26 protein-coding genes and 2 tRNA genes are annotated in these 26,735 nt (G+C 72.6%); 18 read left to right on the forward strand and 10 right to left on the reverse strand.

Annotated elements, in window-relative coordinates; translation table 11 throughout:
* Positions 1 to 26: 26 nt before the first annotated feature.
* Positions 27 to 707: an AIM24 family protein gene (locus ACZ51S_RS13565; protein WP_388934977.1), complete on the forward strand. Its 681-nt coding sequence runs from the start codon at positions 27 to 29 to the stop codon at positions 705 to 707.
* Between the two features lie 17 nt (positions 708 to 724).
* Positions 725 to 1,480 carry an AIM24 family protein gene (locus tag ACZ51S_RS13570; RefSeq protein ID WP_468478453.1) on the forward strand — a complete coding sequence of 252 codons (756 nt, stop codon included), beginning with the start codon at positions 725 to 727 and terminating at the stop codon, positions 1,478 to 1,480.
* Between the two features lie 57 nt (positions 1,481 to 1,537).
* Here the strand turns inward: ACZ51S_RS13570 and ACZ51S_RS13575 are convergent, their stop codons facing one another.
* Positions 1,538 to 2,080, reverse strand: coding sequence for an NUDIX hydrolase (locus ACZ51S_RS13575; RefSeq protein ID WP_468960796.1), 543 nt, complete (start codon positions 2,078 to 2,080; stop codon positions 1,538 to 1,540).
* Entirely contained in the window at positions 2,077 to 3,456 is a 1,380-nt protein-coding gene (locus tag ACZ51S_RS13580; RefSeq protein WP_468478451.1) for a zinc-dependent metalloprotease, read from the reverse strand. The genes ACZ51S_RS13575 and ACZ51S_RS13580 overlap by 4 nt, the downstream gene beginning before the upstream one ends.
* A gap of 237 nt (positions 3,457 to 3,693) precedes the next feature.
* Between ACZ51S_RS13580 and ACZ51S_RS13585 the strand changes: the two genes are divergently transcribed.
* The 4 genes from ACZ51S_RS13585 (at position 3,694) to ACZ51S_RS13600 (ending at position 7,013) form a co-directional block, all read left to right on the forward strand.
* Positions 3,694 to 4,815: an SDR family oxidoreductase gene (locus ACZ51S_RS13585; RefSeq protein ID WP_388934975.1), complete on the forward strand. Its 1,122-nt coding sequence runs from the start codon at positions 3,694 to 3,696 to the stop codon at positions 4,813 to 4,815.
* A 136-nt stretch (positions 4,816 to 4,951) separates the two neighbouring features.
* Positions 4,952 to 5,413, forward strand: coding sequence for a molybdenum cofactor biosynthesis protein MoaE (locus ACZ51S_RS13590; protein ID WP_388933886.1), 462 nt, complete (start codon positions 4,952 to 4,954; stop codon positions 5,411 to 5,413).
* Positions 5,414 to 5,563: 150 nt separating this feature from the next.
* A complete protein-coding gene (locus tag ACZ51S_RS13595) occupies positions 5,564 to 5,761 on the forward strand; it encodes a hypothetical protein (protein WP_125818082.1) in 198 nt (65 codons plus the stop codon).
* A 163-nt stretch (positions 5,762 to 5,924) separates the two neighbouring features.
* Positions 5,925 to 7,013, forward strand: a complete 1,089-nt coding sequence (locus tag ACZ51S_RS13600) for a YlbL family protein (RefSeq protein WP_468478450.1) — start codon at positions 5,925 to 5,927, stop codon at positions 7,011 to 7,013.
* A 29-nt stretch (positions 7,014 to 7,042) separates the two neighbouring features.
* Here ACZ51S_RS13600 and ACZ51S_RS13605 read toward each other — a convergent pair whose 3' ends face one another.
* On the reverse strand, positions 7,043 to 7,612 hold the full coding sequence (locus ACZ51S_RS13605) for a PPA1309 family protein (RefSeq protein ID WP_468478449.1): 570 nt from the start codon (positions 7,610 to 7,612) through the stop codon (positions 7,043 to 7,045).
* A gap of 105 nt (positions 7,613 to 7,717) precedes the next feature.
* On the opposite strand from ACZ51S_RS13605, the gene ACZ51S_RS13610 reads away from it, so the two are divergent.
* The 4 genes from ACZ51S_RS13610 (at position 7,718) to ACZ51S_RS13625 (ending at position 12,974) form a co-directional block, all read left to right on the forward strand.
* Positions 7,718 to 10,618 carry a UPF0182 family membrane protein gene (locus ACZ51S_RS13610; RefSeq protein ID WP_468478448.1) on the forward strand — a complete coding sequence of 967 codons (2,901 nt, stop codon included), beginning with the start codon at positions 7,718 to 7,720 and terminating at the stop codon, positions 10,616 to 10,618.
* 59 nt (positions 10,619 to 10,677) lie between these two features.
* A tRNA-Met gene (locus tag ACZ51S_RS13615) sits at positions 10,678 to 10,751 on the forward strand.
* A 229-nt stretch (positions 10,752 to 10,980) separates the two neighbouring features.
* Positions 10,981 to 12,837 carry a tetratricopeptide repeat protein gene (locus tag ACZ51S_RS13620; protein ID WP_468478447.1) on the forward strand — a complete coding sequence of 619 codons (1,857 nt, stop codon included), beginning with the start codon at positions 10,981 to 10,983 and terminating at the stop codon, positions 12,835 to 12,837.
* A gap of 63 nt (positions 12,838 to 12,900) precedes the next feature.
* Positions 12,901 to 12,974 (forward strand) — tRNA-Met (locus tag ACZ51S_RS13625).
* Between the two features lie 147 nt (positions 12,975 to 13,121).
* On the opposite strand, the gene ACZ51S_RS13630 is transcribed toward ACZ51S_RS13625, so the two are convergent.
* Positions 13,122 to 13,538 (reverse strand): Fur family transcriptional regulator, encoded by a 417-nt coding sequence (locus ACZ51S_RS13630; RefSeq protein WP_468478446.1) that lies wholly within the window; start codon positions 13,536 to 13,538, stop codon positions 13,122 to 13,124.
* A 128-nt stretch (positions 13,539 to 13,666) separates the two neighbouring features.
* Between ACZ51S_RS13630 and ACZ51S_RS13635 the strand changes: the two genes are divergently transcribed.
* Positions 13,667 to 15,136 (forward strand): catalase, encoded by a 1,470-nt coding sequence (locus ACZ51S_RS13635; RefSeq protein WP_468478445.1) that lies wholly within the window; start codon positions 13,667 to 13,669, stop codon positions 15,134 to 15,136.
* A gap of 84 nt (positions 15,137 to 15,220) precedes the next feature.
* Here the strand turns inward: ACZ51S_RS13635 and ACZ51S_RS13640 are convergent, their stop codons facing one another.
* Together ACZ51S_RS13640 and hisN are read right to left on the reverse strand one after the other, a co-directional pair.
* The gene (locus ACZ51S_RS13640) at positions 15,221 to 15,613 is read right to left on the reverse strand and encodes a CBS domain-containing protein (protein WP_007266429.1); all 393 of its coding nucleotides are present in this window, start codon (positions 15,611 to 15,613) and stop codon (positions 15,221 to 15,223) included.
* Between the two features lie 176 nt (positions 15,614 to 15,789).
* On the reverse strand, positions 15,790 to 16,596 hold the full coding sequence (gene hisN / locus ACZ51S_RS13645) for a histidinol-phosphatase (RefSeq protein WP_468800891.1): 807 nt from the start codon (positions 16,594 to 16,596) through the stop codon (positions 15,790 to 15,792).
* Between the two features lie 136 nt (positions 16,597 to 16,732).
* Here hisN and ACZ51S_RS13650 point away from each other — a divergent pair, with 136 nt between their 5' ends.
* Complete coding sequence (locus ACZ51S_RS13650) at positions 16,733 to 17,299, forward strand: TetR/AcrR family transcriptional regulator (RefSeq protein ID WP_388933860.1); 567 nt, start codon at positions 16,733 to 16,735, stop codon at positions 17,297 to 17,299.
* Here ACZ51S_RS13650 and ACZ51S_RS13655 read toward each other — a convergent pair.
* From ACZ51S_RS13655 to ACZ51S_RS13670, 4 genes are all read right to left on the reverse strand, one after another.
* Entirely contained in the window at positions 17,265 to 17,588 is a 324-nt protein-coding gene (locus tag ACZ51S_RS13655) for a DMT family transporter (protein ID WP_468478443.1), read from the reverse strand. The genes ACZ51S_RS13650 and ACZ51S_RS13655 overlap by 35 nt on opposite strands.
* A gap of 113 nt (positions 17,589 to 17,701) precedes the next feature.
* Entirely contained in the window at positions 17,702 to 18,712 is a 1,011-nt protein-coding gene (gene rsgA, locus ACZ51S_RS13660; RefSeq protein ID WP_388933855.1) for a ribosome small subunit-dependent GTPase A, read from the reverse strand.
* A 9-nt stretch (positions 18,713 to 18,721) separates the two neighbouring features.
* On the reverse strand, positions 18,722 to 20,068 hold the full coding sequence (gene aroA / locus ACZ51S_RS13665) for a 3-phosphoshikimate 1-carboxyvinyltransferase (RefSeq protein ID WP_468478441.1): 1,347 nt from the start codon (positions 20,066 to 20,068) through the stop codon (positions 18,722 to 18,724).
* Positions 20,069 to 20,121: 53 nt separating this feature from the next.
* Positions 20,122 to 20,835, reverse strand: a complete 714-nt coding sequence (locus ACZ51S_RS13670) for a M50 family metallopeptidase (protein WP_388933850.1) — start codon at positions 20,833 to 20,835, stop codon at positions 20,122 to 20,124.
* Positions 20,836 to 20,888: 53 nt separating this feature from the next.
* Here ACZ51S_RS13670 and ACZ51S_RS13675 point away from each other — a divergent pair, with 53 nt between their 5' ends.
* The 6 genes from ACZ51S_RS13675 (at position 20,889) to ACZ51S_RS13700 (ending at position 26,703) form a co-directional block, all read left to right on the forward strand.
* On the forward strand, positions 20,889 to 21,704 hold the full coding sequence (locus tag ACZ51S_RS13675; RefSeq protein ID WP_468478440.1) for an SOS response-associated peptidase: 816 nt from the start codon (positions 20,889 to 20,891) through the stop codon (positions 21,702 to 21,704).
* Between the two features lie 100 nt (positions 21,705 to 21,804).
* On the forward strand, positions 21,805 to 22,455 hold the full coding sequence (locus ACZ51S_RS13680) for an alpha/beta hydrolase family protein (protein ID WP_468960801.1): 651 nt from the start codon (positions 21,805 to 21,807) through the stop codon (positions 22,453 to 22,455).
* 359 nt (positions 22,456 to 22,814) lie between these two features.
* On the forward strand, positions 22,815 to 23,459 hold the full coding sequence (locus ACZ51S_RS13685; protein ID WP_007266438.1) for a sigma-70 family RNA polymerase sigma factor: 645 nt from the start codon (positions 22,815 to 22,817) through the stop codon (positions 23,457 to 23,459).
* Positions 23,456 to 23,758: a mycothiol system anti-sigma-R factor gene (rsrA, locus tag ACZ51S_RS13690; protein WP_388933841.1), complete on the forward strand. Its 303-nt coding sequence runs from the start codon at positions 23,456 to 23,458 to the stop codon at positions 23,756 to 23,758. Before ACZ51S_RS13685 ends, rsrA begins: the two co-directional genes overlap by 4 nt.
* A gap of 195 nt (positions 23,759 to 23,953) precedes the next feature.
* Entirely contained in the window at positions 23,954 to 25,411 is a 1,458-nt protein-coding gene (locus ACZ51S_RS13695) for an HD-GYP domain-containing protein (RefSeq protein ID WP_468478438.1), read from the forward strand.
* Positions 25,408 to 26,703: an HD-GYP domain-containing protein gene (locus tag ACZ51S_RS13700; protein WP_468960803.1), complete on the forward strand. Its 1,296-nt coding sequence runs from the start codon at positions 25,408 to 25,410 to the stop codon at positions 26,701 to 26,703. Before ACZ51S_RS13695 ends, ACZ51S_RS13700 begins: the two co-directional genes overlap by 4 nt.
* Positions 26,704 to 26,735 lie beyond the last annotated feature (32 nt).

Raw genomic sequence — 26,735 nt, forward strand, 5'->3', positions numbered from 1 at the left:
AGCCCCACATGAACGCCATGAACGCAATGAACCAGCAGCTCGCGGGCTACGCCCCGACCCCCGTCACGGCCCGCATGGAGAACCACGGCCGCGCCATGCTCAAGGTCGCCATGCAGAGCGGCCAGGACCTCTTCGCCCGCACCGGATCGATGGTCGCCTACGAGGGCTTCGTCCAGTACGAGCCCAACCCGCCCGCCGTCCGCCAGATGGCCTCCCAGTGGCTGACCGGCGAGGGCGCGCCCCTGATGAAGTGCACCGGCGACGGCCTCCTCTACCTCGCCGACTACGGCGCCGACGTCGTCTGCATCAACCTCAACAACGAAGCCCTCTCCGTCAACGGCACCAACCTCCTCGCCTTCGACGCCCACCTCCAGTGGGGCGTCGAGCGGGTCAAGGGCATGGCCAAGTTCGCCGGCCAGGGCCTGTTCAACGTCCAGGTCGCCGGCACCGGCTGGGTCGCCGTCACCTCCCGCGGCACGCCGATCGTGGTCGACTGCGGCCGCGGCGATGACGAGACGTACGTCGACCCGGACGCGCTCGTCGCCTGGTCCCCGAACCTCAAGGTCAAGGGGAAGCGCAGCTTCAAGGCCTCGTCGATGATCGGCCGGGGCAGCGGGGAGGCCTACCAGATGGCCTTCTCCGGCCAGGGCATCGTCGTCGTACAGCCCAGCGAGGACAGCACCGACCGGCTCCGGACCCGGGGCTGAGGGGGAGCGGACACATCATGCAGAGCTCACTTTTCGGCCACGCCGAACAGCAGTCCCAGGACCGCTACACCGTCCAGAACCCCCAGCTCCTGAGGGTCACCCTGACCGGCTCCGACGACGTCCTCGCCCGCAAGGGCGCCATGGTCGCCTACCAGGGGATCATCGACTTCGACGGCGAGTACCAGAGCGGCAACCAGCGCGGCGCCCGCCGCCGCACCGGCGAGGGCCTCGACCTGATGCGCTGCTCCGGCCAGGGCACCGTGTACTTCGCCAACCTCGCCCAGTACGTCCACGTCGTCGACGTCGACCACGACGGCCTCACCGTCGACAGCGCCTACGTCCTCGCCATGGACTCCACGCTGCACACCGAGGTCATCGCCGTCGACAGCCAGTACGGGATCTCCGGCACCGGCAAGTACCAGCTCAACATCTCCGGCCGCGGCAAGGTCGCCCTCATGACCTCCGGGCAGCCGCTGATGATGCAGGTCACCCCGGACAAGTACGTCAACGCCGACGCCGACGCGATCGTCGCCTGGTCCACCTCGCTGCGCGTGCAGATGCAGGCCCAGACCCACTCCACCGGCGTGTGGCGGCGCCGCGGCAACACCGGCGAGGGCTGGGAGCTCAGCTTCCTCGGCACCGGCTTCGCCCTGGTGCAGCCCAGCGAGGTGCTGCCCCCGCAGAACGCCCAGCTCGGACAGGGCGTCGCCGCCCAGTACGGCATGGGCCAGAACGGCGCGCACGCCCAGAACCAGAACAACGCCTGGAACTGACCCGGCCGGCACGGCGCGGGGGGCGGACCCGTACGGATCCGCCCCCCGCGCACACCGTCACGCGCCGAGCCGCGCCCGGGTCGCCTCCAGCAGCCGCACCACCGAGGTGTCGGCCACCGCCGCCACCTCCGCGTACGGGAACCAGCGCAGGTCGAGCGACTCGTCGCTGATCTCCGCCTGCGCGCCGGCCGGAGCCAGCACCGCGTACTGCACGTCCAGGTGCCAGTTGCACGGCGCCGGGATCGGGTGCCGGTCCAGGCGGACCGGCCCGCCCGCCACCAGGGTCAGCCCCGAGCCGATGCCCGACTCCTCCACGGCCTCGCGCATCGCCGCACCGGCGAGACTGGTGTCGCCGGGCTCGCAGTGCCCGCCCATCTGGAGCCACATGCCGAGCTTCTTGTGCAGGGTCAGCAGCACACGGCCGCCGACGGGGTCGACGACCAGCGCGCTGCCCGTGACGTGCCCGGCCGTGCAGGGCTTGTAGACCCCGTCCGGGTGGGCGGCCAGGTGCTCCAGGTAGACCCCGCGCAGCTCGTCCTGCCGCGCGTCCTGGCCCTCGTACCCCTTCAGGACCAGGACGGCGTCCTCGTACAGGCTCACTTGTCGCCGTCGCCCTCTTCGTCACGCCGCTCGGCGGCCTCGCCGAGCATCTTGTCGATCTCGGAGAAGTCCAGCTGCTCGCGGTGCACGAACCCGTCCGGGTCGTCCAGGTCGGACGCCGTCGGCAGCATGTCCGGGTGCTCCCACAGCCCGTCGCGGCCGTCCACGCCGCGCGCGTCGGTGAGCGAGGCCCACAGCCGCGAGGCGTCGCGCAGCCGCCGCGGACGCAGCTCCAGCCCGATCAGCGTCGCGAAGGTCTGCTCCGCCGGACCGCCCGAGGCACGCCGCCGGCGCATGGTCTCGCGCATCGCGTCGGCCGAGGTCAGCCGGGGCTTGGCCGCCTCGTGCACGACCGCGTCCACCCAGCCCTCGACCAGCGCGAGCGCCGTCTCCAGGCGGGCCAGGGCGGCCTTCTGCTCGGGGGTGTCCTGCGGCTGGAACATCCCGCCCTGCAGGGCCTCCTGGAGCTGCTCCGGGTTCGTCGGGTCGAGCTGGCCGACCACGTCCTCCAGCTTCGAGGTGTCCACCTTGATGCCCCGCGCGTACCCCTCGACCGCCCCGAACAGGTGCGAGCGCAGCCACGGCACGTGCGCGAACAGGCGGGCGTGCGCCGCCTCGCGCAGCGCCAGGTAGAGCCGTACCTCGTCCGAGGGGACTCCCAGGTCCTTGCCGAAGGCCTCGATGTTCAGCGGCAGCAGTGCCGCCCGCCCGGCCGGGCCCAGCGGCAGCCCGATGTCGGTGGAGCCGACGACCTCGCCCGCGAGGGTGCCCACGGCCTGACCGATCTGCTGGCCGAACATGGCCCCGCCCATGGAGCGCATCATCCCGAGCAGCGGGCCCGCCATGGCCTGCATCTCCTCGGGCAGCACGCTGCCCATGGCCGCGCCGACGCGCTCGGCGACCGGGTCCACGAGCTCCTTCCACACCGGAAGGGTCGCCTCGACCCACTCGGCGCGGCTCCACGCGACGGCCGCGTTGGCGCCCGACGGCAGGGAGGTCGCACCGTCCAGCCACAGGTCGGCCAGGCGCACGGCCTCCTGGACCGCGGACTTCTCCGCGACGCCGACGCTCACGTCCTTGACGCCGTCCGCGGTGCCCTGCGCCACGGTCTGGCGGGCGATGTCCTTGGCCATGTCCCAGTTGACCGGTCCGCCCTCGTAGCTCAGCATCTGGCCGAGCTGCCGGAAGGCGGCACCGAGGTCGTTCGGGTTCATCGAGCCGAACATCGCGGCGAACGGATTCTCCGCACCGCCGGGCAAGCCGCCCGGGCCGAACCCGAACGGATCGGCGGGACCGCCCTGGCCGCCCTTCTTGCCCTTGTCGCCGTCCTCCGGCTCCTCCGGCGGAAGGCCGAATCCGAATGGGGTGTCGCTCACGGGTTTCCTCGGCTCGTAGGGCCGCCGGCGGGAGCCGGCGGGCGATGGTCCGACAACACCACCCAGCGTAGACACCACTCCCGCTTCCGGGCTCGGTGCTCCGCCCGGTCCTGGGCTGCGGCAGGATGGACATCACCTGGTGGGTACGCGTCACGGCGCGTCCCCACTGAAGACAACCGCTGGAGACGCCCGGTGAGTTCCCCAGATCCGCAGGCTCGCGCGCCGCACGACGCCGAAATCCGCCCTGAGCACGACGACAGCGCCCCCGGCGTTCGCCAGCCGCGAAACCAGGCCGGCCCCCGCAGGCACAGCCCGGTGATCGCGGTGACCGGCGCCGCCTCGGGCGTCGGAGCCGCCCTGGTGAGCCGCCTCGCCGCATCCGACGAGGTCAAGCAGGTCGTCGCCATCGACGAGCGGCGCGGGGACTGCGCCGCCGCCCAGTGGCACGTCCTGGACGTACGGGACCCCGCGATCGCCGAGAAGCTGCGCGGCGCCGACGTGGTCGTCCACCTCGCGCTCGACCTCGACCTGGAGACCGACCCGGCGGCGCGCACCGCGTACAACGTGCGCGGGACCCAGACCGTGCTCACGGCCGCGGCCGCCGCCGGCGTCCACCGGGTCGTGCTGTGCACCTCCGCCATGGTCTACGGGGCCCTGCCCGACAACGACATCCCGCTCTCGGAGGACTCCGAGCTGCGCGCCACCGCCGAGGCCACCGGCGTCGGCGACCTGCTGGAGATCGAGCGCCTCGGCCGCCGGGCGCCCCGCGCGCACCCGGGGCTGAACGTGACCGTTCTGCGCCCGGCGGTCCTCGTCGGCGGCACCGACACCGCCCTGACCCGGTACTTCGAGTCGCCCCGCCTGCTCGTGGTGGCCGGATCCCGCCCCACCTGGCAGTTCTGCCACGTGGAGGACCTGGTCAGCGCCCTGGAGTACGCGGCCCTGGAGAAGGTCGAGGGCGAGCTGGCCGTCGGGTGCGAGGGCTGGCTGGAGCAGGAGGAGGTCGAGGAGCTCAGCGGGATCCGCCGCATGGAGCTGCCCTCCGCCGTCGCCCTGGGCGCCGCCGCCCGGCTCCACCGGATCGGCCTCACCCCCTCCCCGGCCGGCGACCTCGCGTACACGATGCACCCGTGGGTGGTCAGCGTCAGCGGGCTGCACGCCGCGGGCTGGCGGCCCCGCTGGACCAACGAGGAGGTGCTGGCCGAGCTGCTCCAGGAGGTGGCGGGCCGGCACACCGTCGTGGGCCGCCGCCTGGGCCGCAAGGACGCCGCCACGGCCGCCGGTGCCGCCGGTGCGACGGTGGCCCTGCTCGGTGCCGCCGCCGCCGTACGCCGCGCCCGGCGCCGCCGCGGACTCTGAGCCGCGGGGGCGCGGCCCCGGACCGGTCCGGGGCCGGGGCGGGGCCGGTTTCCTGTAGGAGGCTCCCAACCGGGGCGCCGGGCCCCGGGCGAAACGGCTATTCCACCGGGTCCGTGGCTAGGGCACGATGGGGAACATGGCACCGCACTTCGACCACCCCGGCGAGCAGGCCGCTCAGGACCCCGTCCGGCTGCTCGAGATCCGTGAGACCCCGCTCTCCATCGACGAGGTCTTCCAGGCCGTCGGCGACGACGCCACGGGCGGCACCACCCTCTTCGTGGGGACGGTGCGCAACCACGACGGCGGTGCCGACGTCGACTCCCTCGGCTACTCCTGCCACCCGACGGCGGAGGCCGAGATGCGCCGCATCGCGGACCGTGTCGTGGCGAAGTACCCGGTCCGCGCGCTGGCGGCCGTGCACCGCATCGGCGACCTGGCCGTGGGCGACCTGGCCGTGGTCGTGGCCGTCTCCTGCCCGCACCGGGGCGAGGCCTTCGAGGCCTGCCGCATGCTGATCGACGACCTCAAGCACGAGGTGCCGATCTGGAAGCACCAGACCTTCGCGGACGGCACGGAGGAGTGGGTCGGCGCCTGCTGAGGCCGGGGGCCGGGCACCCGGCCCGTTCCGGCGGGGAGTAGCGTCACCCCCGTTCGGCCGCGCAACACGCCCTCGATTTGCGTAACCCCCCTCCGGGCACGAGCGTTGAAGCCACAACGACACGCACTTTCGGGGCAGGGAGGCACCTTCATGGCATCACTGGTGTGGCTGCTGATTCCGCTGTTCGCCGCGATCGGAGCGGCGATATGGGGCAGCTGGGCGGCCCGGGACCGCACCCAGGGGGACATATCCGAGCTGGCCGGCTACGCCAGGTTCCGCGAAGCCATGGACAGGGCCGACCGGGCCAGGACGAACGAAAAGGCGCACTCCGGTTCCGACGCCGTCTGACGCGTCCCGTGAGCCCCTTCCCCGTCCCCACGGGCCCCGCCCCCGCCCGTCCCGCACGCCCCCGACCAGGGCCCCGCTGAGAATCCGGCGAGGGTTCCGCCCGCGGGCCCGTACGGACCGGCCCCACGGGCCGCCCTGGCGGGCCGTCCCGTACTGTCGATCCATGCCACGCCGCACCGCGACGATGCTCGCTTCCTTCCTCGTGCTGTTCGCGCTGCTCTGCGCGGGCGTCTTCATCAAGGTCCCGTACTCCGAGATGAGCCCGGGCCCGACCGTGAACACACTGGGCGACTCGCGCGGCGAGCCGGTGCTCAACATCTCGGGGCGCAAGACGTACCCGACCAGCGGCCACCTGAACATGACCACGGTCCGCGTCACCGGCGCCGACTACGACATGAACCTGCTGGAAGCGGTGTACGGCTGGATGGCCGGCGACAACATCGTCGTACCGCACGAGAACCTCTACCCGAACGGCAAGACGGACAAGGAATCCACGCAGGAGAACGCCGAGGAGTTCAGCCAGTCGCAGGAGAGCGCCAAGGTGGCCGCCCTCAAGCAGCTCGGCATCCCGGTCACCGCCCGCGTCGTCGTCTCCACCGTCGTCAAGGGCAGCCCCTCCGAGGGCAAGCTGCACGCCGGGGACGTGATCAGGGAGGTGGACGGCGCCGCGGTGACCGCCCCGGGGGACGTCGCCAAGCTGGTGACCAAGCACAAGCCCGGAGAGCCGGTCGAGTTCACCATCGTGCCCGCCGCCGAGGCGGCCGAGGCCGAGAAGGCGGGCCGCGAGCCCACCGGCACGTCGAAGGTGACCATCACCGCCGGCAAGGCGGAGGACGACGGCCACGCCATCGTCGGCATCCGGGCCGGAACCGACCACACCTTCCCGTTCTCGATCGACATCAAGCTCGCCGACGTCGGCGGCCCGAGCGCCGGCCTGATGTTCGCCCTCGGCATCGTCGACAAGCTCACCCCCGAGGACCTCACGGGCGGCCGGTTCGTCGCGGGCACCGGCACCATCGACGACGAGGGCAAGGTCGGCCCCATCGGCGGCATCCAGATGAAGACCATCGGCGCCCGCAAGGCCGGGGCCGAGTACTTCCTGACCCCGGCCGAGAACTGCGCCGCCGCCGCCCGGCACACGCCCGAGGGCCTCACCCTGGTGAAGGTCTCCACCATCGGCGACGCCACCACGTCCCTGGAGAAGATCCGCAAGGGGGACACGGCCGCACTGCCGAAGTGCACCGCGTCCTGACCGGCGCCCCGCCCCCGCCCCCACAGGGCCTAGACGAAGGTCGCCGCCAGCGCGTCGGCCAGGCCCGGCACCAGGCTCGCGCCGGTCAGCACCTCGCTGGGGGAGTCCTTCTCCCTCAGCCGTACGGCCGACTCGCGCGACCCGTCGCGCAGGACGCCCACCGTCAGGCGCACCTCCTGCCGCTCGGGGTGCGCGGCGACCCACTTGGCCAGCTGCTTGTCGTTGAGCCCCTCCGGTACGGCGGCCTCGGCGGACGGCGGGAGCATCAGCCGCTCCACCGTCAGGGCGCACCCGACGACCGCGTCGGGCCAGGCGATGGTGCCCAGGAACTTGTCCAGCGGGGTCCCGGCCGGCACCTCGTCCTGCTCGATCGGGGTCAGCTGGTTCTTCCCGGTGTCGTCCTGGTCCTGGCCGAGCTGACCGGCGAGGCGGGGTTCCTGCCGGCGCAGCCGGGCCGTGTCGACCAGGGCGAACAGCCGGGCCGGCTTGTCCCAGCCGAGGGTGGAGGCGTACTCGTCGATCTCGAGGACGGCGCGGGTCAGCGGGCTGGCCGCCATGGGGGTGCCGGGGGAGGGCGAAAGGTTGGACATGGACAACATCCTGCCTCCTTTCCCCCCGATACCGGGAACTGACTAAAGGCTCAGTAAGTTGCAGGGGTGGGCCCTACGATCGTGGGCCCAGGACCAGACACAGCGACTTTCGAGGTGCGCACCTTGGCTTTCCAGATGCCGGACCGCGGCGGAGGCCCCTCCGGGCCACGGATGAGAGTCGGCCGCCCCTCCCGGCGTGCCCGGACTCTTCTGACGACATTGGGCGTCCTAGCCGTCCTGGCCATGGCGTTCATCATGTTCGCCGGGTTCTGGACGGACTGGCTCTGGTTCCGCTCCGTCAAGTACTCCTCCGTCTTCACCACCACCCTGTGGACCAAGGTCGGCCTCTTCGCCGTCTTCGGTCTGCTGATGGCGGGTGCCGTCGGGCTGAACATCTGGCTGGCGTACCGGCTGCGGCCGCCGCTCAGCGCGATGTCGATGGAGCAGCAGAGCCTCGACCGCTACCGGATGAGCGTCGCCCCGTACAAGAGGTGGCTGCTCCTGGCCGTCGCGGCGATCGTCGGGCTGATCGCGGGCGCCTCGGCGGCGGGCCAGTGGAAGACCTGGCTGATGTACGTCAACGGGGTGCCCTTCGGCCGCAAGGACCCCCAGTTCCACCTGGACGTGTCGTTCTACACCTTCGACCTGCCCTGGTACCGCTTCCTGCTCGGCTTCGGCTTCGCCGCGGTCGTGCTCTCGGTGATCGCCGCCGTCGTCGTGCACTACCTGTACGGCGGACTGCGCGTGACCAGCCCGGGCGCCCGGGCCACAGCCGCCGCGACCGGGCACCTGTCGGTGCTGCTCGGCCTCTTCGTCACCTTCAAGGCCGTCGCGTACTGGCTCGACCGGTACGGCCTCGCCGTGAAGTCCAGCGACTTCAAGGCCGCCGACAACTGGGCCGGCCTGCGCTACGTCGACGCCAACGCCTACCTGCCGGCGAAGACGATCCTCGTCGCCATCGCCGCCATCTGCGCGGTGCTGTTCTTCGCCACCCTGTGGCGGCGCACCTGGCAGCTGCCGGTGATCGGCTTCGGCCTGATGGTGCTCTCGGCGATCCTGATCGGCGGGCTGTACCCGGCGATCGTGCAGAAGTTCCAGGTCCAGCCGAACGAGCAGGCCAAGGAATCCCCGTACGTCGAGAAGAACATCAAGGCCACGCGCGACGCGTACGGGATCGACGAGGCCGACGTCAAGGACTACCCGGGCGTCCCGCAGACCGAGGACCGCACCAAGCTGCGGTCGGTGGCGGACACCACCGCCAGCCTGCGCCTCCTCGACCCGAACATCGTCTCGCCGGCCTTCCAGCAGCTCCAGCAGGTCAAGGGCTACTACGGCTTCCCGTCCACGCTGGCGGTCGACCGGTACGCGGGCCAGGACACGGTCATCGGGCTGCGCGAGCTGAACATCGGCGGCATCCCGAAGAACAACTGGATCAACGACCACTTCAAGTACACGCACGGCTACGGCGTGGTCGCGGCCAAGGGCACCACCGTCAAGGACGGCGCCCCCGACTTCACGCAGTCCGACCTGCCCTCCAAGGGGATGTTCGGCACGGACTTCGAGCAGCGCATCTACTACGGCGAGCAGACGAAGCAGTACTCGATCGTCGGCGGTCCGCAGAAGGAGCTCGACTACTCGGACGACAAGGGCGAGAAGGAGACCAGCTACCGGGGCGACTCCGGGGTCAACCTGGACAACCCGGTCAACCGGGCGGCCTACGCGCTCGCGTTCAGCGAGCCGCAGATCCTGTACTCCGGGGCCATCGGCGAGGGCTCGCGGATCCTGTACAACCGCACGCCCAAGGACCGCGTCGAGGCCGTCGCCCCCTGGCTGACCATCGACGGGGCCCCGTACCCGGCCGTCATCGAGGGCCGGATCAAGTGGATCGTCGACGCCTACACGACGACGAACGGCTACCCGTACGCCTCGCGCACCACGCTGGGCCAGAGCACCGCGGACTCGCTGACCAACAGCCAGCGCGCGGTGGTCGCCCAGGAGAACCAGGTCAACTACATCCGCAACTCGGTGAAGGCGACCGTCGACGCGTACGACGGCACGGTGGACCTGTACCAGTGGGACACCAAGGACCCGGTCCTGAAGACCTGGATGAAGGCCTTCCCCGGCACGGTGAAGCCCAAGGGCGAGATCTCCAAGCCGCTCATGGACCACCTGCGCTACCCGCAGGACCTGTTCAAGGTCCAGCGCGAGCTGCTGACCCGGTACCACGTCACGGACCCGCAGACCTTCCTCAGCGGCAGTGAGGCGTGGGCCGTCCCGGACGACCCGACGACCAAGGCCGGCACGGCGGTCCCGCCGTACTACCTGTCGATGAAGATGCCGGGGCAGCCGGAGAAGGACCAGGTCTTCTCGCTCACGACGACCTTCACGCCGAACGAGCGGCCCAACCTCAGCGCCTTCATGGCGGTGAACGCCGATCCCGGGACCCGGGACTACGGCAAGATCCGAATCCTGAAGATGCCGACCAGCAAGCCGCCGGACGGCCCCGGCCAGGTCCAGAGCAAGTTCCAGTCGGAGCCCAAGATCGCCGAGTCGATCCGGCTGCTGCGCGGCGGTGACTCGGAGATCGAGTACGGCAACCTGCTCGCGGTCCCGATGGACGGCGGAATGCTCTACGTGGAGCCGGTGTACGTGCGCAGCTCCGGGCTGAAGTACCCGCTGCTGCGCAAGGTGCTGGTGACCTACGGCGGCCAGACGGCCTTCGAGGACACCCTGGAGAAGGCGCTGAACGTGGTCTTCGGAGCCGAGGCCCCGACCACGCCCACCACGCCGACCCCGCCCACCACGCCGACGAACCCGAACACCCCGCCGACCGCGCAGGACCCCACGGTCAAGGCGGCCCTCGCCGACGCCCAGAAGGCCGTCGAGGAGGCCGACAAGGCCATGAAGGCGGGCGACTGGGCCGCGTACGGCAAGGCGCAGAGCGACCTCCAGGCGGCGCTGAAGCGGGCGATCGACGCGGAGGCGAAGCTGACGGCGCCCAAGCCGGGCGGCTAGGCGGTGCGCGAAAGCCGGTAATGGCTCCGTCCCGCGTCGTGATACTGTGGTTTCACCGACGCGGGGTGGAGCAGCTCGGTAGCTCGCTGGGCTCATAACCCAGAGGTCGCAGGTTCAAATCCTGTCCCCGCTACTGAAGACGAAGGCCCGGATCCAATGGGATCCGGGCCTTCGTCATGCCCGGACCGCCCGTCGGGTACGACCGGCCGAAAGGGCCGCAGGGAGACACGGGGTCACTGGGGCGGGTGAGTTGGGGCGGGAACGTGTTTGACTTGTCTCTCTGTGGGCATGTCGACAAAACGCTGTAGTGACCTCACTGGCTGCGACATACCAGGTGTACGCGGGTAGCAGGTGATGCGACGATGGGATTTATGGGGGACAGGTCAACTCTGCTGGAGACAGGGCGGTTTGTGAGGGCGGAGGCCGAGCCGGGCGTGGGAACGGGCGAGGCCGCTCCGACTGTTAACGCGCAGACCGCACTGACCGATGCGGATTTCGCGGCAGAAGCCTTCGGCGACGCCGAGGGCGCCACCGACGCCGAGCTGGAGGCCCGCCACCGAGTGGCCGCCGACAAGGGCGACCCGGGCGCCATGAGCGTGCTCGGTGCCCTGCTGCTGCGCCGCGGCGACCTGGCCGGGGCGGAGCCCTACCTGCGCGGAGCCACCGCCGCGGGCGACCGCGCCGCCGCCAACAACCTCGGCGTCCTGCTCCTCCAGCGCGGCTACCCCGACGAGGCCGCCGGCTGGTGGCGGGTCGCCGCCGTCGCCGGGTCCGCCCCCGCCGCGCACGCCCTGGGCCGCCACTACCGCGAGCGCGGGGACGAGCCCGCCGCCGAGTACTGGCTGCGCCAGGCGGCGGAGTCCGGACACGCCCTGGGCGCGTACGCCCTGGCCGACCTGCTGGAGCACCGCGGGGACAAGGGCATCGAGCGCTGGTTCCGGGCCGCCGCCGAACAGGGGCACCGCGAGGCCGCGTACCGCCTGGCCCGTCACCTGCGCAAGGGCGACCCCGCCGAGGCCGAGCAGTGGTACCGCCAGGCCGCCGCGCGCGGACACCGGCGCGCCGGGCTGCACCTGGGCGCCCTGCTGGAAGCCCGCGGCGAGCTGAAGGAGGCCGGCCGCTGGTACCTGAGCTCCGCCAAGCAGGGCGAGGCCCGTGCCGCGTGCGCCCTCGGCTTCCTGCTGCGCGACGCCGGTGACGAGGACAGCGCGGCCGCGTGGTGGCACCGGGCCGCGCAGGACGGCGACGGCAACGCGGCGAACGCCCTGGGCGCGCTGCACGCCGCCCGGGGCGAGACCCAGACCGCCGAGAAGTGGTACCGGGCGGCGATGGACGCCGGCGACCAGAACGGCGCCTACAACCTCGCCCTGCTCTGCGCCGCGCAGGAGCGGACCGCGCAGGCCGAGCAGTGGTACCGCCGGGCGGCGTACGCCGGGCACCGCGAGGCGGCCAACGCGCTGGCGATCATGCTGCTCCAGGCCGGTGACGCGGCCGGCGCCGAGCCGTGGTTCTCCAAGGCGGCGGAGGCCGGCAGCGTCGACGCCGCCTTCAACCTCGGGATCCTCTTCGCCAGCCGGGACGAGGACCGCGCCGCCCTGAAGTGGTACGAGCGGGCCGCCGCCGCCGGGCACACCGACGCGGCGCTCCAGGTCGGGATCGCCCTGGTGCGCGACGGCGAGGAGCGGGCCGCCGAGCGGCACCTGCGGTGCGCGGCGGGCGGCGGCAGCGCCGAGGCGGCCTTCCGGCTGGCCTCCCTGCTGGAGTCGCTGGCCCCGCCGCCGGAGCCGGTGGCCCTCGGCGAGCCCGCGGGCGGCGGTGCCCGCACCGAGAGCGAGGAGTGGTACGCCCGCGCCGCCGAGCAGGGCCACCGGCGGGCGCAGGTGCGGGTCGGGATGCTCGCCGCCGCCCGGGGCGACCTCGCGGTGGCCGCGCGGTGGTACCGGGAGGCGGCGGAGGCAGGCTCGCGCAACGGCGCCTTCAACCTCGGGCTGCTGCTGGCCCGCGAGGGCAACGAACCGGAGGCGGCCCTGTGGTGGACCCGCGCGGCGGTCGCCGGGCACGGCCGGGCGGCCCTGCGGCTCGGGCTGCTCGCGGCCCGGCACGGGGACCTCGCCGAGGGGCAGAAGTGGTGCGTACGGGCCATGGAACTGGGTCCGGCCGAGGTGTCCGAGCGCGCCGCCCGGCTCCGTGACGCCCTGGCCGAGGAGCTCTCCGCCTAGCAGTCCCCCCGCGCGACTGATTTGCATCTGCCGGGTGGCGTCCCGTAGAGTCAGGTTTACCGACGCGGGGTGGAGCAGCTCGGTAGCTCGCTGGGCTCATAACCCAGAGGTCGCAGGTTCAAATCCTGTCCCCGCTACTGAAGGCCCGAGGCCCGGATCCCATGGATCCGGGCCTCGAGTCGTTTCCGAACGCGAAACGGGAACGCGCCGCCGGGGCGAGAGGACGCGAAGAGGCCACGCGAAAGGGCCGGGGGTTCCTGACCCCCGGCCCTTTCGTGCGTCCGTCAGGCGCCCGCGCAGTTCGGGCACACCCCGCGGTACGTCACCTCGACCGCCGAGACCACGAAGCCGAAGCGCTCGCCGTGGGGCAGGTCGGCCAGCGGGTCGCCCGCCGGGTGGACGTCGCGGATGGCGCCGCACTGGGCGCAGACCAGGTGGTGGTGGGGGCGGTGGGCGTTCGGGTCGTACCGCTTGGCCCGCCGGTCCGTCGAGACTTCCAGCACCTCGCCGAGCGAAACGAGCTCGCCCAAGGTGTTGTAGACCGTCGCTCGAGAAATCTCGGGCAGTTTGGTCACAGCGCGTGCGTGCACCTCGTCTGCCGTCAGGTGAACGTGGTCACCGTCGAGCACCTCGGCCACGACGCGGCGCTGGGCCGTCATGCGCCAGCCGCGTCCGCGAAGTCGTTCCAGCAGGTCACTCATACCCGCCAGCCTAACAGCGGGGAATCGGTGCAGATCCCGAACTGGTATGGACTTGGATGTTTGCTTGACTTAGACAAAGTCCATTGTAGGATCGGTTACGGCAAACGCCCAGGACAGGACATGCAGGAATGACGCAGGAGGCGCACGTGACGCAGGGACCGCTCACCACGGAGGCCGGGGCTCCGGTCGCCGACAACCAGAACAGCGAGACGGCCGGCGTCGGTGGCCCGGTTCTGGTCCAGGACCAGCTCCTGCTGGAGAAGCTCGCGCACTTCAACCGCGAGCGCATCCCGGAGCGCGTGGTGCACGCCCGTGGCGCCGGCGCCTACGGCACCTTCACGGTGACGGCGGACGTCACCCGGTACACCCGTGCCAAGTTCCTCTCCGAGGTCGGCAAGAAGACCGAAACGTTCCTGCGCTTCTCCACCGTCGCGGACAGCCTCGGCGGCGCCGACGCGCGCCGTGACCCGCGCGGCTGGGCGCTGAAGTTCTACACCGAAGAGGGCAACTACGACCTCGTCGGCAACAACACCCCGGTCTTCTTCATCCGGGACGCCATCAAGTTCCCCGACTTCATCCACACCCAGAAGCGCGACCCGTACACCGGCTCGCAGGAGGCGGACAACGTCTGGGACTTCTGGGGCCTGTCGCCCGAGTCCACCCACCAGGTGACCTGGCTGTTCGGTGACCGGGGCATACCGGCGTCCTACCGCCACATGAACGGCTACGGCTCGCACACGTTCCAGTGGAACAACGAGGCCGGCGAGGTCTTCTGGGTCAAGTACCACTTCAAGACCGACCAGGGCATCAAGAACCTCACCCAGGCCGAGGCCAACCGGCTCGCCGGCGAGGACCCGGACTCGCACCAGCGCGACCTGCGCGAGTCCATCGAGCGCGGCGACTTCCCGAGCTGGACCGTGCAGGTCCAGATCATGCCGGCGGCCGAGGCGGAGAGCTACCGCTTCAACCCGTTCGACCTCACCAAGGTGTGGCCGCACGCCGACTACCCGCCGATCGAGATCGGCAAGCTGGAGCTCAACCGCAACCCGGAGAACATCTTCGCCGAGGTCGAGCAGTCGATCTTCTCCCCGGCGCACTTCGTCCCCGGCATCGGTCCCTCCCCCGACAAGATGCTCCAGGGCCGTCTCTTCGCGTACGGCGACGCCCACCGCTACCGCGTCGGCATCAACGCCGACCACCTGCCGGTGAACCGCCCGCACGCCACCGAGGCGCGCACCAACTCCCGTGACGGCTACCTGTACGACGGCCGCCACAAGGGCGCCAAGAACTACGAGCCGAACAGCTTCGGCGGCCCCTTCCAGACCGACCGCCCGCTGTGGCAGTCCACCCCCGTAACCGGCGGCACGGGCAACCACGCCACCCCCTCGCACGCCGAGGACGACGACTTCGTCCAGGCCGGCGACCTCTACCGCCTCTTCTCCGAGGACGAGAAGTCCCGTCTGATCGAGAACCTGTCCGGCTTCATCGCCAAGGTCTCCCGTGACGACATCATCGAGCGCGCGATCGGCAACTTCCGCCAGGCGGACGAGGACTTCGGCAAGCGGCTCGAAGCCGCGGTCCAGGCCCTGCGCGGCTGACCCGGGCCGCTTGCCGTAGCGGGACGGCGGGCCGGAACCCCTTCGCCGGGGTTCCGGCCCGCCGCCGTCCGTCGTGCCGGGCGGTTACGCGGGCACGGCCCGGCGGGCCGGGACCCAGCAGCGGATGACGTCGCGGACGGAGACGATGCCGACCGGGCCGCCGTCCTCCAGCACGATCAGGTGCCGGAACCCGCCGTGGACCATGGCCTCGGCGGCCTCCTGCACGGTGGCCTCGGGGGTGCAGAAGACGACGTTGTTCGTGGTGTGGGCGCCCACCGACTCCCGGTCGGGGTCGTGGCCGGCGCCGATCGAGTTCAGTATGTCGCGCTCGGTCAGGATGCCGATGCCGCTGTGGTCGGGGTCGAGGACGACGGCCGCGCCGACGCGCCGGCCGGACATCAGGCAGGCCGCCTGGCGGAGGGAGTGGGCGGGTCCGAGGGTGAGGATCACGGTGCTCATGGCGTCACGGACGAGCATGAAGGGAGCCACCTCCTGGGGTGAACCCCCGCCCGGGTGGGTGCGGCGGGTGAAGGGCCTCGCTTAGAGAAGCGATTCACAAGCGCACAAGCGGGGGGATCCTCAGAGTCCCACGCACACGGAAAGTCATCAAGGGGGTGCGCACGGCGCGCACGGGCGCCGCGCCCGGCGAGTTTTCAGGCCGCCCGGTTGAGGTACCCCAGCATCTCCTCGTGCAGCAGGCCGTTCGACGCCGCGGCATTGCCGCCGTGCACCCCGTCCACCCCGTCCAGGCTGGTGAAGCGGCCCCCCGCCTCCTGGACCACGACCGCGATGGCCGCCATGTCCCACAGGTTCAGCTCCGGCTCGGCGCACAGGTCCAGCGAGCCCTCCGCGACCATCATGTACGGCCAGAAGTCGCCGTACGCCCGCGTACGCCAGCACGCGCGGGTCAGGTCCAGGAAGCCCGGCAGCCGGCCCTGTTCCTCCCAGCCGCTCAGCGAGGAGTACGCGAACGAGGCGTCGCCCAGGGAGGCCACCCCCGAGACGGAGACCGGCCCGGCCGGCTCGCCCAGCGCGCCGCCCGCGAAGGCGCCCCCGCCCTGCGAGGCCCACCAGCGGCGGCCCAGCGCCGGGGCCGAGACCACGCCGACGACCGGACGGAACACCCCGTCCCCGCCCTCCTCCATGAGGGAGATCAGCGTCGCCCAGACGGGGACGCCGCGCACGTAGTTCTTCGTACCGTCGATCGGGTCCACGACCCAGCGGCGCGGGCCCCCGCCCATCAGCCCGTACTCCTCGCCCAGGATCGCGTCGTCGGGCCGCGCCGCCAGGATCCCCGCCCGGACGACCTCCTCGGCGGCCTTGTCGGCCTCGCTCACCGGGGTCATGTCCGGCTTGGTCTCGACCTGGAGGTCGAGGGCGCGGAAACGGCGCATCGTGGCGGCGTCCGCGGCGTCGGCGAGTTCGAGGGCGAGGCGCAGGTCATCGGCATACGTGGACATGCCCGAACAGTATCGACACTCGCCGGGCCCGGCGAGCGAGGTCCACAGTGCGGCCGGGACGCGCCCTTGACGGGATCTGGCGGCCCGTCAACTCTGGTGGCTGGAGCCCGGCCGGTGGACCAGCGGGGAGGTGGCGATGCCGACGGCCCGAGAGTCCCTGCTGCAAGCCGCCGAGACCGCGCTCGCCTCGCGGCCCTGGCCGGCCGTACGGATGGTCGAGGTCGCGGCCGCCGCCGGGGTGTCGCGCCAGACCCTCTACAACGAGTTCGGCGGCAAGGCGGGCCTGGGCCGCGCCCTCGTGCGCCGCGCCGCCGACTGGTACCTGGACGGGGTGGAGCGGGCGCTGGCCGCGCCGGACGCCCGCGGCTCCGCCGAGCGGCTCGCCGCGGTCGCCGAGTGGACCGTACGGGCGGCCCGCGCCCGGGTCCTCGTACGGGCCCTGCTGACCGGTTCCTGGGGGCCGGGGCTGCCGACGCCGCCCCCCGCCGGGAGCCGGCAGGCGTTCGGGCCGGGGGAGCTGACCCGGGCGGCCCGAGACCGGGCCGCCGCCGCGCTGCCGCAGGAGCCGCCCCGCCGCTGCGAGCTCGCCGTACGCCTCGCGCTGTCCTACGTGGTCGCGCCGGGGACGCCGGACCAGGACCCGGCGGCGGTGGAACTGCTGCGGCTGCTCAGTGCGCCGAACCGGAGAGCTGGAGGCCGATGACCCCGATGATCACCAGCGTGATCGAGACGAGCTTGAGGGTGGAGACCAGGTCGCCGAGGAAGAGCATGCCGTAGATGGCCGTCCCGGCCGCCCCGATGCCCGTCCACACCGCGTACGCCGGTCCCACGTCCAGCTTCTTCAGCGCGAGGGTCAGCAGCCCGAAACTGCCGAGCGCGAAGCACGCGAAGGCGATCGTCGGCCACAGCCGGGTGAACCCGTGCGACAGCTTGAGGCACACCGCGAAACCCGTCTCCAGGATCCCGGCGACCACGACCAGCAGCCACGCCATGGCGTACGCCTCCCCGCATCAGGTGACCCGGCGTCACGTGATGCGATTATGCATTCACCGGACAGGGGCGGCGGCAAACCCCACCGGACGGTCAACCTGCCGCCGGTCCGCCCTCAGTCGCCTTCGCGGCGCTCGCGGGTCTGGAGCAGCCGCCGCAGCGAATACAGCCGCGCGGGGTCCGCGTGGCCCTCCTCCACCCACCGGTCCAGCGCGCAGTCCGGCTCGTCGTGACCGCACGCGCGCGGGCACTCCTCGGTCCCCGGCACCAGGTCGGGGAAGGCCAGCACCACCCGGGACGGGTCCACGTGGTGCAGGCCGAAGGAGCGCACGCCCGGGGTGTCGATGACCCAGCCGTCGCCGGAGGGCAGCGGCAGCGCGAGCGCCGAGGTGGTGGTGTGCCGGCCGCGGCCGGTGACGGCGTTGACATGACCGGTGGCCCGCTGGCGGCCCTCGGCGACCAGCGAGTTGACCAGGGTGGTCTTGCCGACGCCGGAGTGGCCGACGAAGGCGGTGATCCGGCCCTCCAGGAGCTCGCGCACCCGCTCGGCCGCGCCGCCCGTCTCCAGTTCTTCGCGGTTGGTGACCACGTACTTCAGGCCGAAGGTCGAGTAGACCTCCAGGATCTTGTCCGCCGAGGTCAGGTCGGACTTCGTCAGCACCAGCAGCGGCTCCAGCCCGGCGTCGTACGCGGCCACCAGACAGCGGTCGATCATCCGGGGCCGGGGCTCCGGGTCGGCCAGCGCCGTGACGATGGCCAGCTGGTCGGCGTTGGCGACGACCACCCGCTCGTACGGGTCGTCGTCGTCCGCGGTGCGCCGCAGGACGGACTTGCGCTCCTGGATCCGCACGATCCGCGCGAGGGTGTCCTTCTTGCCGGACAGGTCACCGACGAGCGACACCCGGTCGCCGACCACCGCCGCCTTGCGTCCCAGTTCACGTGCCTTCATGGCGGTGACCTTGCGGTCCTCGACCAGGCAGGTCAGCCGGCCGCGGTCCACGGTGAGGACGAAGCCGTCGGCCGCGTCCTCGTGCTTGGGCCGGATGCTGGTCCTGGCCCGGTTGCCCTTGGGGTTCGGGCGCTGGCGGATGTCGTCCTCGTCGGTGTGCTTGCCGTACCTGCGCATGACGGGCCCCTACGCTCCCGCTCCCGTCGTTCCCGCGAGCATGTCTTTCCACATCCTGGGGAAGTCCGGCAGGGTCTTCGCGGTCGTCGCCACGTTCTCGATCTCCACGCCCGCCACGGCCAGGCCGATCACCGCTCCCGCGGTGGCCATGCGGTGGTCGTCGTAGGTGTGGAACACGCCGCCGTGCAGCGTGCGCGGGCGGATGCGCAGGCCGTCCTCGGTCTCCGTGACGTCGCCGCCGAGACCGTTGATCTCCGCGGTCAGCGCCGCCAGCCGGTCCGTCTCGTGCAGCCGCAGGTGCGCCACCCCGCGCAGGACCGACTCCGAGTCGGCCAGGGCCGCGACGGCCGCGATGCCCGGGGTCAGCTCGCCGACCTCGCTCAGGTCCACGTCGATGCCGTGGATCTTGCCGGTGCCGGTGAAGACCAGACCGGCCTCGGTCAGCTCGCAGGAGCCGCCCATCGCGGTGAAGATCTCGCGCAGCGCGTCACCGGGCTGCGTGGTGCGCGCGGGCCAGTCCGGGATGGTGACCGTACCGCCGGTGATCAGCGCCGCGGCCATGAAGGGCTGGGCGTTGGAGAGGTCGGGCTCGACGACCATGTCCCGGCCGAGCAGCGCGCCGGGCGTCACCCGCCACACGTCCTTCTCGCCGCCCGCCTCCGGGGTGTCGACCTGGGCGCCCGCCGCGCGCAGCATGTCAACGGTCATCCGGATGTGCGGCATGGACGGCAGCTTGCCGCCCACGTGCCGGACCTCGACGCCCTGGTTGAAGCGCGGCGCCGACAGCAGCAGCGCGGAGACGAACTGGGAGGAGCTGGAGGCGTCGATCTCGACCGTGCCGCCCTCCAGGGCCCCGCCGCCCTGGACGGTCATGGGCAGTGCGCCCCGGCCGTCGTCGTCGATCCGGGCGCCGAGGGTGCGCAGGGCCGTGATGACCTGGCCGAGCGGCCGCTCGTAGGAGCGCGGGTCGCCGTCGAAGCGGATGTCGCCGTCGGCCAGGGTGGCCACGGGCGGCAGGAAGCGCATGACGGTGCCCGCGTTGCCGACGTCGACGGTGGCCGGGCCGTGCAGGGCGGCCGGGATGATGCGCCAGGCCTCGCCGCTGTCGCCGTCGGCGGAACTGGAGGAGACGGTCTCCTCGATGCCGACGCCCAGCGCCCGCAGGGCGTCCGACATCAGCTGGGAGTCGCGCGAGCGCAGCGGGCGGCGCACCCAGCCCGGCTCGGCCGCGAGGGCGGCGAGCACGAGTGCGCGGTTGGTGACCGATTTGGACCCCGGCACGGTGACGGTGGCGTGGACGGCCCCGTCCGCGAACGGAGCGGGCCAGAGGTCGGGAAGCGCGGGGGTGTCGGTCATGGCCCTTACTTTAGTGGCTCCCCACGGCCCCGGACCTGGATCGCTGCCCCGTCTCAGAGGGCGAGCAGCCAGCGCCCTCCGCCGATGAGGCAGCACAGGGTGACCGTGTGGAACAGGAGCAGCCAGGCGACGGGGTGCACGTGCGTGAGCCGGCCCAGCTGGTCGGCGTCGGACTCCGGCGCCCCGCCGCCGCGGCGCTGGGCCTGGAGCTCGAACACCGGCCGCACCGCGCCGAGCAGAGCGAACCACACCACCGCGTACGCGAACGCCGCCTGCACCGCTTCGGGGGCCTTCCACGACACCAGCAGGAAGGCCCCGCCGGTCAGGACGACCGTCAGCAGCCCGTACGCGTTGCGGATCATCACCAGCATCACCAGCAGCAGCGCGGTCGCCACCCACAGCAGCAGCGTGATCCGGTGCGCCGCCAGCAGGGCCGCGCCGCCCAGGCCCAGCAGCGCGGGCGCCGTGTAGCCGGCGGCGAGCATCAGGACCATGCCGATCCCGGTCGGCTTGCCCCAGCTGAGGGTGAGCCCGCTGGTGTCGGAGTGCAGCCGTATGCCGGTGAGCCGGCGCCCGGTCAGCAGGGCGAGCAGCCCGTGGCCGCCCTCGTGCGCGATGGTGATCGCGTTGCGGGAGAGCAGCCACACCGGCCGCGGCGCGACGACGGCGAGCGCGGCCAGTCCCGTCGCCACCACCAGCCACCACGGGGGCGAGGTCTGTATTCCGGTGAGCCGGTCCCAGAGGCCGGCCGTCGTGCTGCTGTCCATGGAGTGGCGGACTCCTTGCGGTCGGGTATCGGTGCCATGGCAGTGTGTCAGCCATGTGCGGAAGGTTTGCGGCGAGTCGGACGCCCCGGGAACTGGCGGGGATATTCGGGATCGAGCGGTGGGAGCCGAGCGAGACCCTGGCCCCCGACTGGAACGTGGCGCCGACGAAGGAGGTCCACGTCGTCCTGGACCGTCCCCTGAAGGACGCGCGGGACCCGCGTCCGGTTCGCCAGCTGCGGGTGCTGAAGTGGGGCCTGGTCCCGTCCTGGGCGCAGAACCCGGAGGGCGCGGCCCGGATGATCAACGCCCGGTCCGAGACCCTGCACGAGAAGCCCTCCTTCCGCCGCGCCTTCGCGCAGCGCCGCTGCATCGTCCCCGCCGACGGGTACTACGAGTGGGTCACCGCGCACGACGAGCGGCAGCTGGAGGTCGAGGGGAAGAAGAAGCGGGCCCGCAAGCAGCCCTACTTCGTGCTCCCCGCCGACGGCTCGGTCTTCGCGATGGCCGGGATCTACGAGTTCTGGCGCGACGCGGCCCTGCCCCCCGACCACCCCCGGGCCTGGTGGGCCACCTGCTCGGTGATCACCGCCGAGGCCGAGACGGCACCGCTGGGGGTGCCGCCCGCCGAGGGACCGCGCTCGCTCTCCGAGATCCACCCCCGCATGCCGCTGATGCTGACCCCGGACCGCTGGGACGCCTGGCTGGACCCCGCCCGCACCGACGAGAACGGCCTGCGGGAGCTGCTGGCGGCCCCGCCCGGCGGGCTGATGCGGGCGTACCCGGTGGCCACGGCCGTGAGCAACGTACGCAACAACGGGCCCGAACTCCTCGCGGAGCTGGAGGCGCCGGAGGAGGCCACCCTGTTCTAGGTGGTGTCGTCAGCGCCCCGCCCGGCCCGGCGCTCCCGCCACGACACGCCCCCGTGTCCCCTCGGCGGGGGCGGCCGCTCCCGCCCGGCAGGATGGGTCCATGAGCACGCGTACCGAGAGTGTCGCCACCCCGGCCGGCGAGGCCCGGATCACCTGGCACACCGCCCGCGCCGCCCGCCTGGTGCTGGCCCTGGGCCACGGCGCGGGCGGCGGCATCGAGGCCCGCGACCTCCAGGCCCTGGCCGCCGCCCTCCCCGCCCGGGGCGTCACCGTGGCCCTGGTCGAGCAGCCCTGGCGGGTCGCCGGGAAGAAGGTCGCCGCCGCGCCCAAGGTGCTGGACGAGGGCTGGCGGGCCCTGTGGCCCGCCCTGGAGCGGCCCGGGCTGCCCGTGGTGGCCGGCGGGCGCAGCGCGGGGGCCCGGGTGGCGTGCCGCACCGCCGCCGGGCTGGGCGCGGCCGGTGTGCTGGCGCTGGCCTTCCCGCTGCACCCGCCCGGCAAGCCCGAGAAGTCCCGCGCCGAGGAGCTGCTGGGCGCCGGACGGCCGACGCTGGGGGTGCAGGGCGGCCGGGACCCCTTCGGGCGGCCGCAGGAGTTCCCGCCGCCGGGCGCGGGGGACCCGTACGAGCTGGTGGAGGTGGCCTTCGGCGACCACGGTTTCGCCGTGCCGAAGAAGGGCGGCCCGACGCAGGGGGAAGCCCTGGAAGTGATCACCGGCGCGGTGGCCCCGTGGCTCGCCCGGCTCATCGGCTGAGCCCCGTTTCCCGGCTCGGGGGAGCCCGGCTCCGGTCGGGACCTGACAGATTCCGGGGTGACCCCGCTCACCCGGCCCCGGCGGACCCCGCCGGACGCCGGAAACCCTTGGCGCACCAGGGAATGCCCTGCCCGGGCCGCCTGTTGTGGGGAGTGTCGGAACGCAGGGGAAAGACGTCGGAGGAGAGGGAGCGCATGACCCAGGTCATCAGCCAGAACCGTCCGCAGGCCGCTGACCTGGACTGGACGGTGCTGCCCGCCCCCAAGCGCGGCTCGCTTCGGGCGGCGGAGGGCCGGGATGGTCGACTATTCTCCGATTCGAGCGGATCCGCTTTCGGAGCCGCCACGCTGTCGGAGGAGGTGGGTCCTGTCGCTGGGACCGACGAAGGCCAGGCACAGGAGACGACCGCGGAGCGCAACGCGCGCTTCGAGCGGGACGCCCTCGGCTACCTCGACCAGATGTACTCCGCCGCGCTGCGCATGACGCGCAACCCGGCCGACGCCGAGGACCTAGTCCAGGAGACCTACGCGAAGGCGTACGCGTCCTTCCACCAGTTCCGCGAGGGCACCAACCTCAAGGCGTGGCTCTACCGCATCCTCACCAACACGTTCATCAACTCCTACCGCAAGAAGCAGCGCGAGCCGCAGCGCAGTGCCGCCGAGGAGATCGAGGACTGGCAGCTCGCGCGTGCCGAGTCGCACATGTCGACCGGTTTGCGTTCCGCCGAATCGCAGGCGCTCGACCACCTGCCCGATTCGGACGTGAAGGAAGCGCTCCAGGCCATTCCGGAGGAGTTCCGCATCGCGGTCTATCTTGCCGACGTAGAGGGCTTTGCGTACAAGGAGATCGCGGACATCATGGGTACACCCATCGGTACGGTCATGTCGCGGCTGCACCGTGGGCGCCGTCAACTCCGCGGAATGCTGGAGGACTATGCCCGTGAGCGCGGGCTGGTTCCCGCCGGCGCGGGAGAGTCGAACGACCTGAAAGGCTCGGGCTCATGAGCTGCGGAGAGCCGCACGAGACGGAGTGCGCCGAGGTCCTGGACCATCTGTACGAGTTCCTGGACCACGAGATGCCCGACAGTGACTGCACGAAGTTCGAGACGCACTTCGGCGAATGCAATCCCTGTCTGGAGAAGTACGGCCTGGAACAGGCCGTGAAGAAGCTGGTCAAGCGCTGCTGCGGATCGGACGACGTGCCGACCGACCTCCGCTCCAAGGTCATGGGACGGATCGAACTGATCCGTTCGGGTCAGGCCGTGCCCGAAGGCGACATCACCGCCGGACCCGCGACCGGCTGAACGGCCGGCGTCCTTCCGCTGAACCGCCGCCCCCGGAACTCCACTTCGTTCACTCGAAGGTGCTAATCCGGGGGCGCCCGTACGGTGCAATAGGAAAATGGGCCCCGCTCGGTTCGGGGGCCGCCCTATTCTCCCCTCGCGGTACCGCTCGTGTCCGGTACCCGGTTTTCCCGGCCCCCGGGGGAGGAGAGCGCCATGCGGGTACTGCCCCCGGCGGCGCGCGCCTGCGTCCTGGCCGCCGTTCTCGCCGCCGCGGCCTGCGCCGCCCCCGCCCTCCTCGCGCCGGCCTCGACGCCCTGGCCCGCCGTGGCCCTGCTGGCCCTCCTCTCCCTCGGCTGCGAGGGGGCGCGGGCCCTGCCCGTCCTGGGCCGCCGGGTCCCCGAGGGCATCGGCTCCTTCCTCCCGGTGGTGATGGCCGCCGTCTTCCTGCTCCCGCCCCCGGCCGCCGCGCTCGTCGCCCTGCCGGGCGGACTCGCCCAGAGCGTCGTCCAGCGGCCCGCCCGGGTGCGCCGGATCTGGCACGCCGCACAGCAGGCGACGGCCGCGTGGGCGGCCGGGCAGGCCTACGGGCTCCTCGGCGGCCCGCAGGCCCTCACCGGCCGGGGCGGCGGCGCGGGACAGCCCGGGGACGCCGGACCCACCGCCTGGGTGGTGGCCGACTTCCCGTACGTGCTGCTCCCCGCGGCCGTCGCGGCCGTCGTCTTCTGCCTGGTGCTCACCGCCCTCGACGGGGCCGTCCTGGCCGCCGCCGAACACCGGCCCGCCGCCACCGCCTGGCGCGGCACCGCCGCCTCCCTGGCCCCGTACTGCGCGCACGGGCTGGCCGGACTGATGATGGCCGTCATGTGGCGCAGCCCGTACGGGGTTCCGGCCGCGCTGCTCGTCCTGCTGCCGATGTACATCTCCTGCTGGGTCTTCGCCCAGTACCACCGCGAGAGCGCCGCGCACCGGGCCACGATCCGCGCCCTCGTCCAGGCCGTCGACATCAAGGACCGCTACACGCGCGGGCACAGCGAACGGGTCGGCCAGGCCTCCGCCATGATCGCCCGCGAGCTGGGCATGGGCGACGACCGCCTGGAGGTGGTCCGGATCGCCGGGATCCTGCACGACGTCGGCAAGCTGGGCGTGCCGACCCGGCTGCTGCGCAAGGACGGGCCGCTGACCCCGGAGGAGCGCAGGATCATCGAGCTGCACCCCGAGTACGGACACGAGATGGTGCGGGGCATCGGATTCCTCGGGGAGGCCCGGTCCGCGATCCTGCACCACCACGAGCGGGTCGACGGCCGCGGGTACCCGTACGGGCTGAGCGGGGAGCAGATCCCGGTCCTGGCCCGCGTGGTGGCGGTGGCCGACTCCTTCGACGCGATGACCTCCACCCGCTCCTACAGCCGGGCCCGGCCGGTGGAGACTGCCCTGGCGGAACTGGAGCGCTGCGCGGGCGCGCAGTTCGACCCGGCGATGGTGCGGGCCCTGGTCGCCGCCATCGGCCGGCACGGCTGGCACCCCGTCGTCACCTCGGACGCGGACCTCCAGGTCATCCCCGCCGCACCCGGCCCGCCACCCCCGGGGCCCGGCGGGGCGGCGGCCGGCGGGGCGGCTGCCGGGGATCCGCGGGCCGCCGATCCGGCCGGGCGGGCCGGGGGCGGCCGGTGAGGGCCCTCGCCGTCTGGGCGGTACGCGCCGCCGCCGGGCTGCTCGCGGCCGCCGGGCTGGGCCACACCCTGTGGACCGGCGTCGTCGAGCCCGGCACCGCCCTCGCCTTCGGCACGCTGGTCGCCCTCGGCGAACTCGCCCGGCGCGACCCCCGCCCGGCCTCCGCGGGCCCCTCCACCGGGGGCGCCGGCCCCGCCGAACCCCGCCAGCCCGCACCGCTCGGCTCCGCCGGAGCCCTCGCGTACGCCCTGCTCGGACAGAACGCCGGACACCCCACCCACCACGGGGTGCTCCAGACCGTCACCGTCGTCGTCGCGGCCGCCCTCGCCGGGATCGTCCCGCACGTCGCCCGGGGCCACGGCCCGGCCCTGGACCACGTCGCCCGCCGGGTCCTCACCGTCGCCTTCGCCGCCGCCTGCTTCCAGCCGCTCCACCACTCCGGGCGGCTCGGCGAACACCTGGGGCAGGGCCCGTACCTCGTCCTGTTCCTGCTGCTCCTGCTGGGCCTCACCGCCCTGTGCGACGCCGTGCTCGCCGCCGTCCCGGCCGGGGCCCGCACCGGCTGGCCGTACGGGCCCCTGCTCCGCGACGAGCTGCGCGCCCTGCCCGGCACCGGCTCGGCGATCTGCGCCACCGGGGTCGTGATGGCCCTCGGCGTGGCCGTGGCGGGCCTGTGGGCCCTGCCGGTCTTCTGCGTGCCGCTGCTGCTGACCCAGATGTCCCTCCACCGGATCACCGCCGTCCGCACCACCTACCGCCAGACCATCACCTCCCTCGCCCGGGCCACCGAGATCGCCGGGTACACCGCCCCCGGGCACGCCCGCCGGGTCGCCGCCCTGAGCCGCGAGGTCGGCCGCGAGCTGGGCCTGTCGGAACGGGAGCTCACCGTGCTGGAGTACGCCGCGCTGATGCACGACATCGGCCAGCTCTCGCTCGTCGACCCGGTCCCCGCCGGAGCCACCGCGGACCTGCCCGCCGCCCAAGCCCGCCGGATCGCCGAGCTGGGCGGTGAGGTGGCGCGCCAGACCGGGGTGCCGGCCGAGGTCGCGGTGATCGTGGAACGCCAGGCGGATCCGTACCGCGAGCAGCCCTTCGCCGCCCGGATCGTGCGCGCGGTCAACGCGTACGACGACCTCGCGGGCGGGAGCCGTCACCCGGGCGGCTCACTGGCCGCACTCGAACAGCTGCGCCTGGGCACCGGGCGCGACTACCAGCCGGAGGTCGTGGAGTCCCTGGCGAGGGTTCTGGCCAGGGGAGGACGCGGCAGAGTCGTAGCCGTTCCGCCGGGGTAACCCATGGGTAATGAGCGGCTGTCCGAGCGGGC

It is taken from the genome of Streptomyces sp. NPDC034043, assembly GCF_055575675.1.

Excerpts from the sequence above, each read along its gene's own strand:
- ACZ51S_RS13565 (WP_388934977.1), top strand. The coding sequence starts at position 27 with ATGAACCAGCAGCTCGCGGGCTACGCCCCGACCCCCGTCACGGCCCGC.
- ACZ51S_RS13620 (WP_468478447.1), top strand. The coding sequence starts at position 10,981 with ATGGGATTTATGGGGGACAGGTCAACTCTGCTGGAGACAGGGCGGTTT.
- ACZ51S_RS13570 (WP_468478453.1), top strand. The coding sequence starts at position 725 with ATGCAGAGCTCACTTTTCGGCCACGCCGAACAGCAGTCCCAGGACCGC.
- ACZ51S_RS13630 (WP_468478446.1), bottom strand. The coding sequence starts at position 13,538 with ATGAGTGACCTGCTGGAACGACTTCGCGGACGCGGCTGGCGCATGACG.
- rsgA (WP_388933855.1), bottom strand. The coding sequence starts at position 18,712 with ATGCGCAGGTACGGCAAGCACACCGACGAGGACGACATCCGCCAGCGC.
- ACZ51S_RS13600 (WP_468478450.1), top strand. The coding sequence starts at position 5,925 with ATGCCACGCCGCACCGCGACGATGCTCGCTTCCTTCCTCGTGCTGTTC.
- hisN (WP_468800891.1), bottom strand. The coding sequence starts at position 16,596 with ATGTCCACGTATGCCGATGACCTGCGCCTCGCCCTCGAACTCGCCGAC.
- rsrA (WP_388933841.1), top strand. The coding sequence starts at position 23,456 with ATGAGCTGCGGAGAGCCGCACGAGACGGAGTGCGCCGAGGTCCTGGAC.
- aroA (WP_468478441.1), bottom strand. The coding sequence starts at position 20,068 with ATGACCGACACCCCCGCGCTTCCCGACCTCTGGCCCGCTCCGTTCGCG.
- ACZ51S_RS13670 (WP_388933850.1), bottom strand. The coding sequence starts at position 20,835 with ATGGACAGCAGCACGACGGCCGGCCTCTGGGACCGGCTCACCGGAATA.
- ACZ51S_RS13635 (WP_468478445.1), top strand. The coding sequence starts at position 13,667 with ATGACGCAGGAGGCGCACGTGACGCAGGGACCGCTCACCACGGAGGCC.
- ACZ51S_RS13655 (WP_468478443.1), bottom strand. The coding sequence starts at position 17,588 with ATGGCGTGGCTGCTGGTCGTGGTCGCCGGGATCCTGGAGACGGGTTTC.
- ACZ51S_RS13675 (WP_468478440.1), top strand. The coding sequence starts at position 20,889 with ATGTGCGGAAGGTTTGCGGCGAGTCGGACGCCCCGGGAACTGGCGGGG.
- ACZ51S_RS13680 (WP_468960801.1), top strand. The coding sequence starts at position 21,805 with ATGAGCACGCGTACCGAGAGTGTCGCCACCCCGGCCGGCGAGGCCCGG.
- ACZ51S_RS13595 (WP_125818082.1), top strand. The coding sequence starts at position 5,564 with ATGGCATCACTGGTGTGGCTGCTGATTCCGCTGTTCGCCGCGATCGGA.
- ACZ51S_RS13605 (WP_468478449.1), bottom strand. The coding sequence starts at position 7,612 with ATGTTGTCCATGTCCAACCTTTCGCCCTCCCCCGGCACCCCCATGGCG.
- ACZ51S_RS13695 (WP_468478438.1), top strand. The coding sequence starts at position 23,954 with ATGCGGGTACTGCCCCCGGCGGCGCGCGCCTGCGTCCTGGCCGCCGTT.
- ACZ51S_RS13650 (WP_388933860.1), top strand. The coding sequence starts at position 16,733 with ATGCCGACGGCCCGAGAGTCCCTGCTGCAAGCCGCCGAGACCGCGCTC.
- ACZ51S_RS13590 (WP_388933886.1), top strand. The coding sequence starts at position 4,952 with ATGGCACCGCACTTCGACCACCCCGGCGAGCAGGCCGCTCAGGACCCC.
- ACZ51S_RS13640 (WP_007266429.1), bottom strand. The coding sequence starts at position 15,613 with ATGCTCGTCCGTGACGCCATGAGCACCGTGATCCTCACCCTCGGACCC.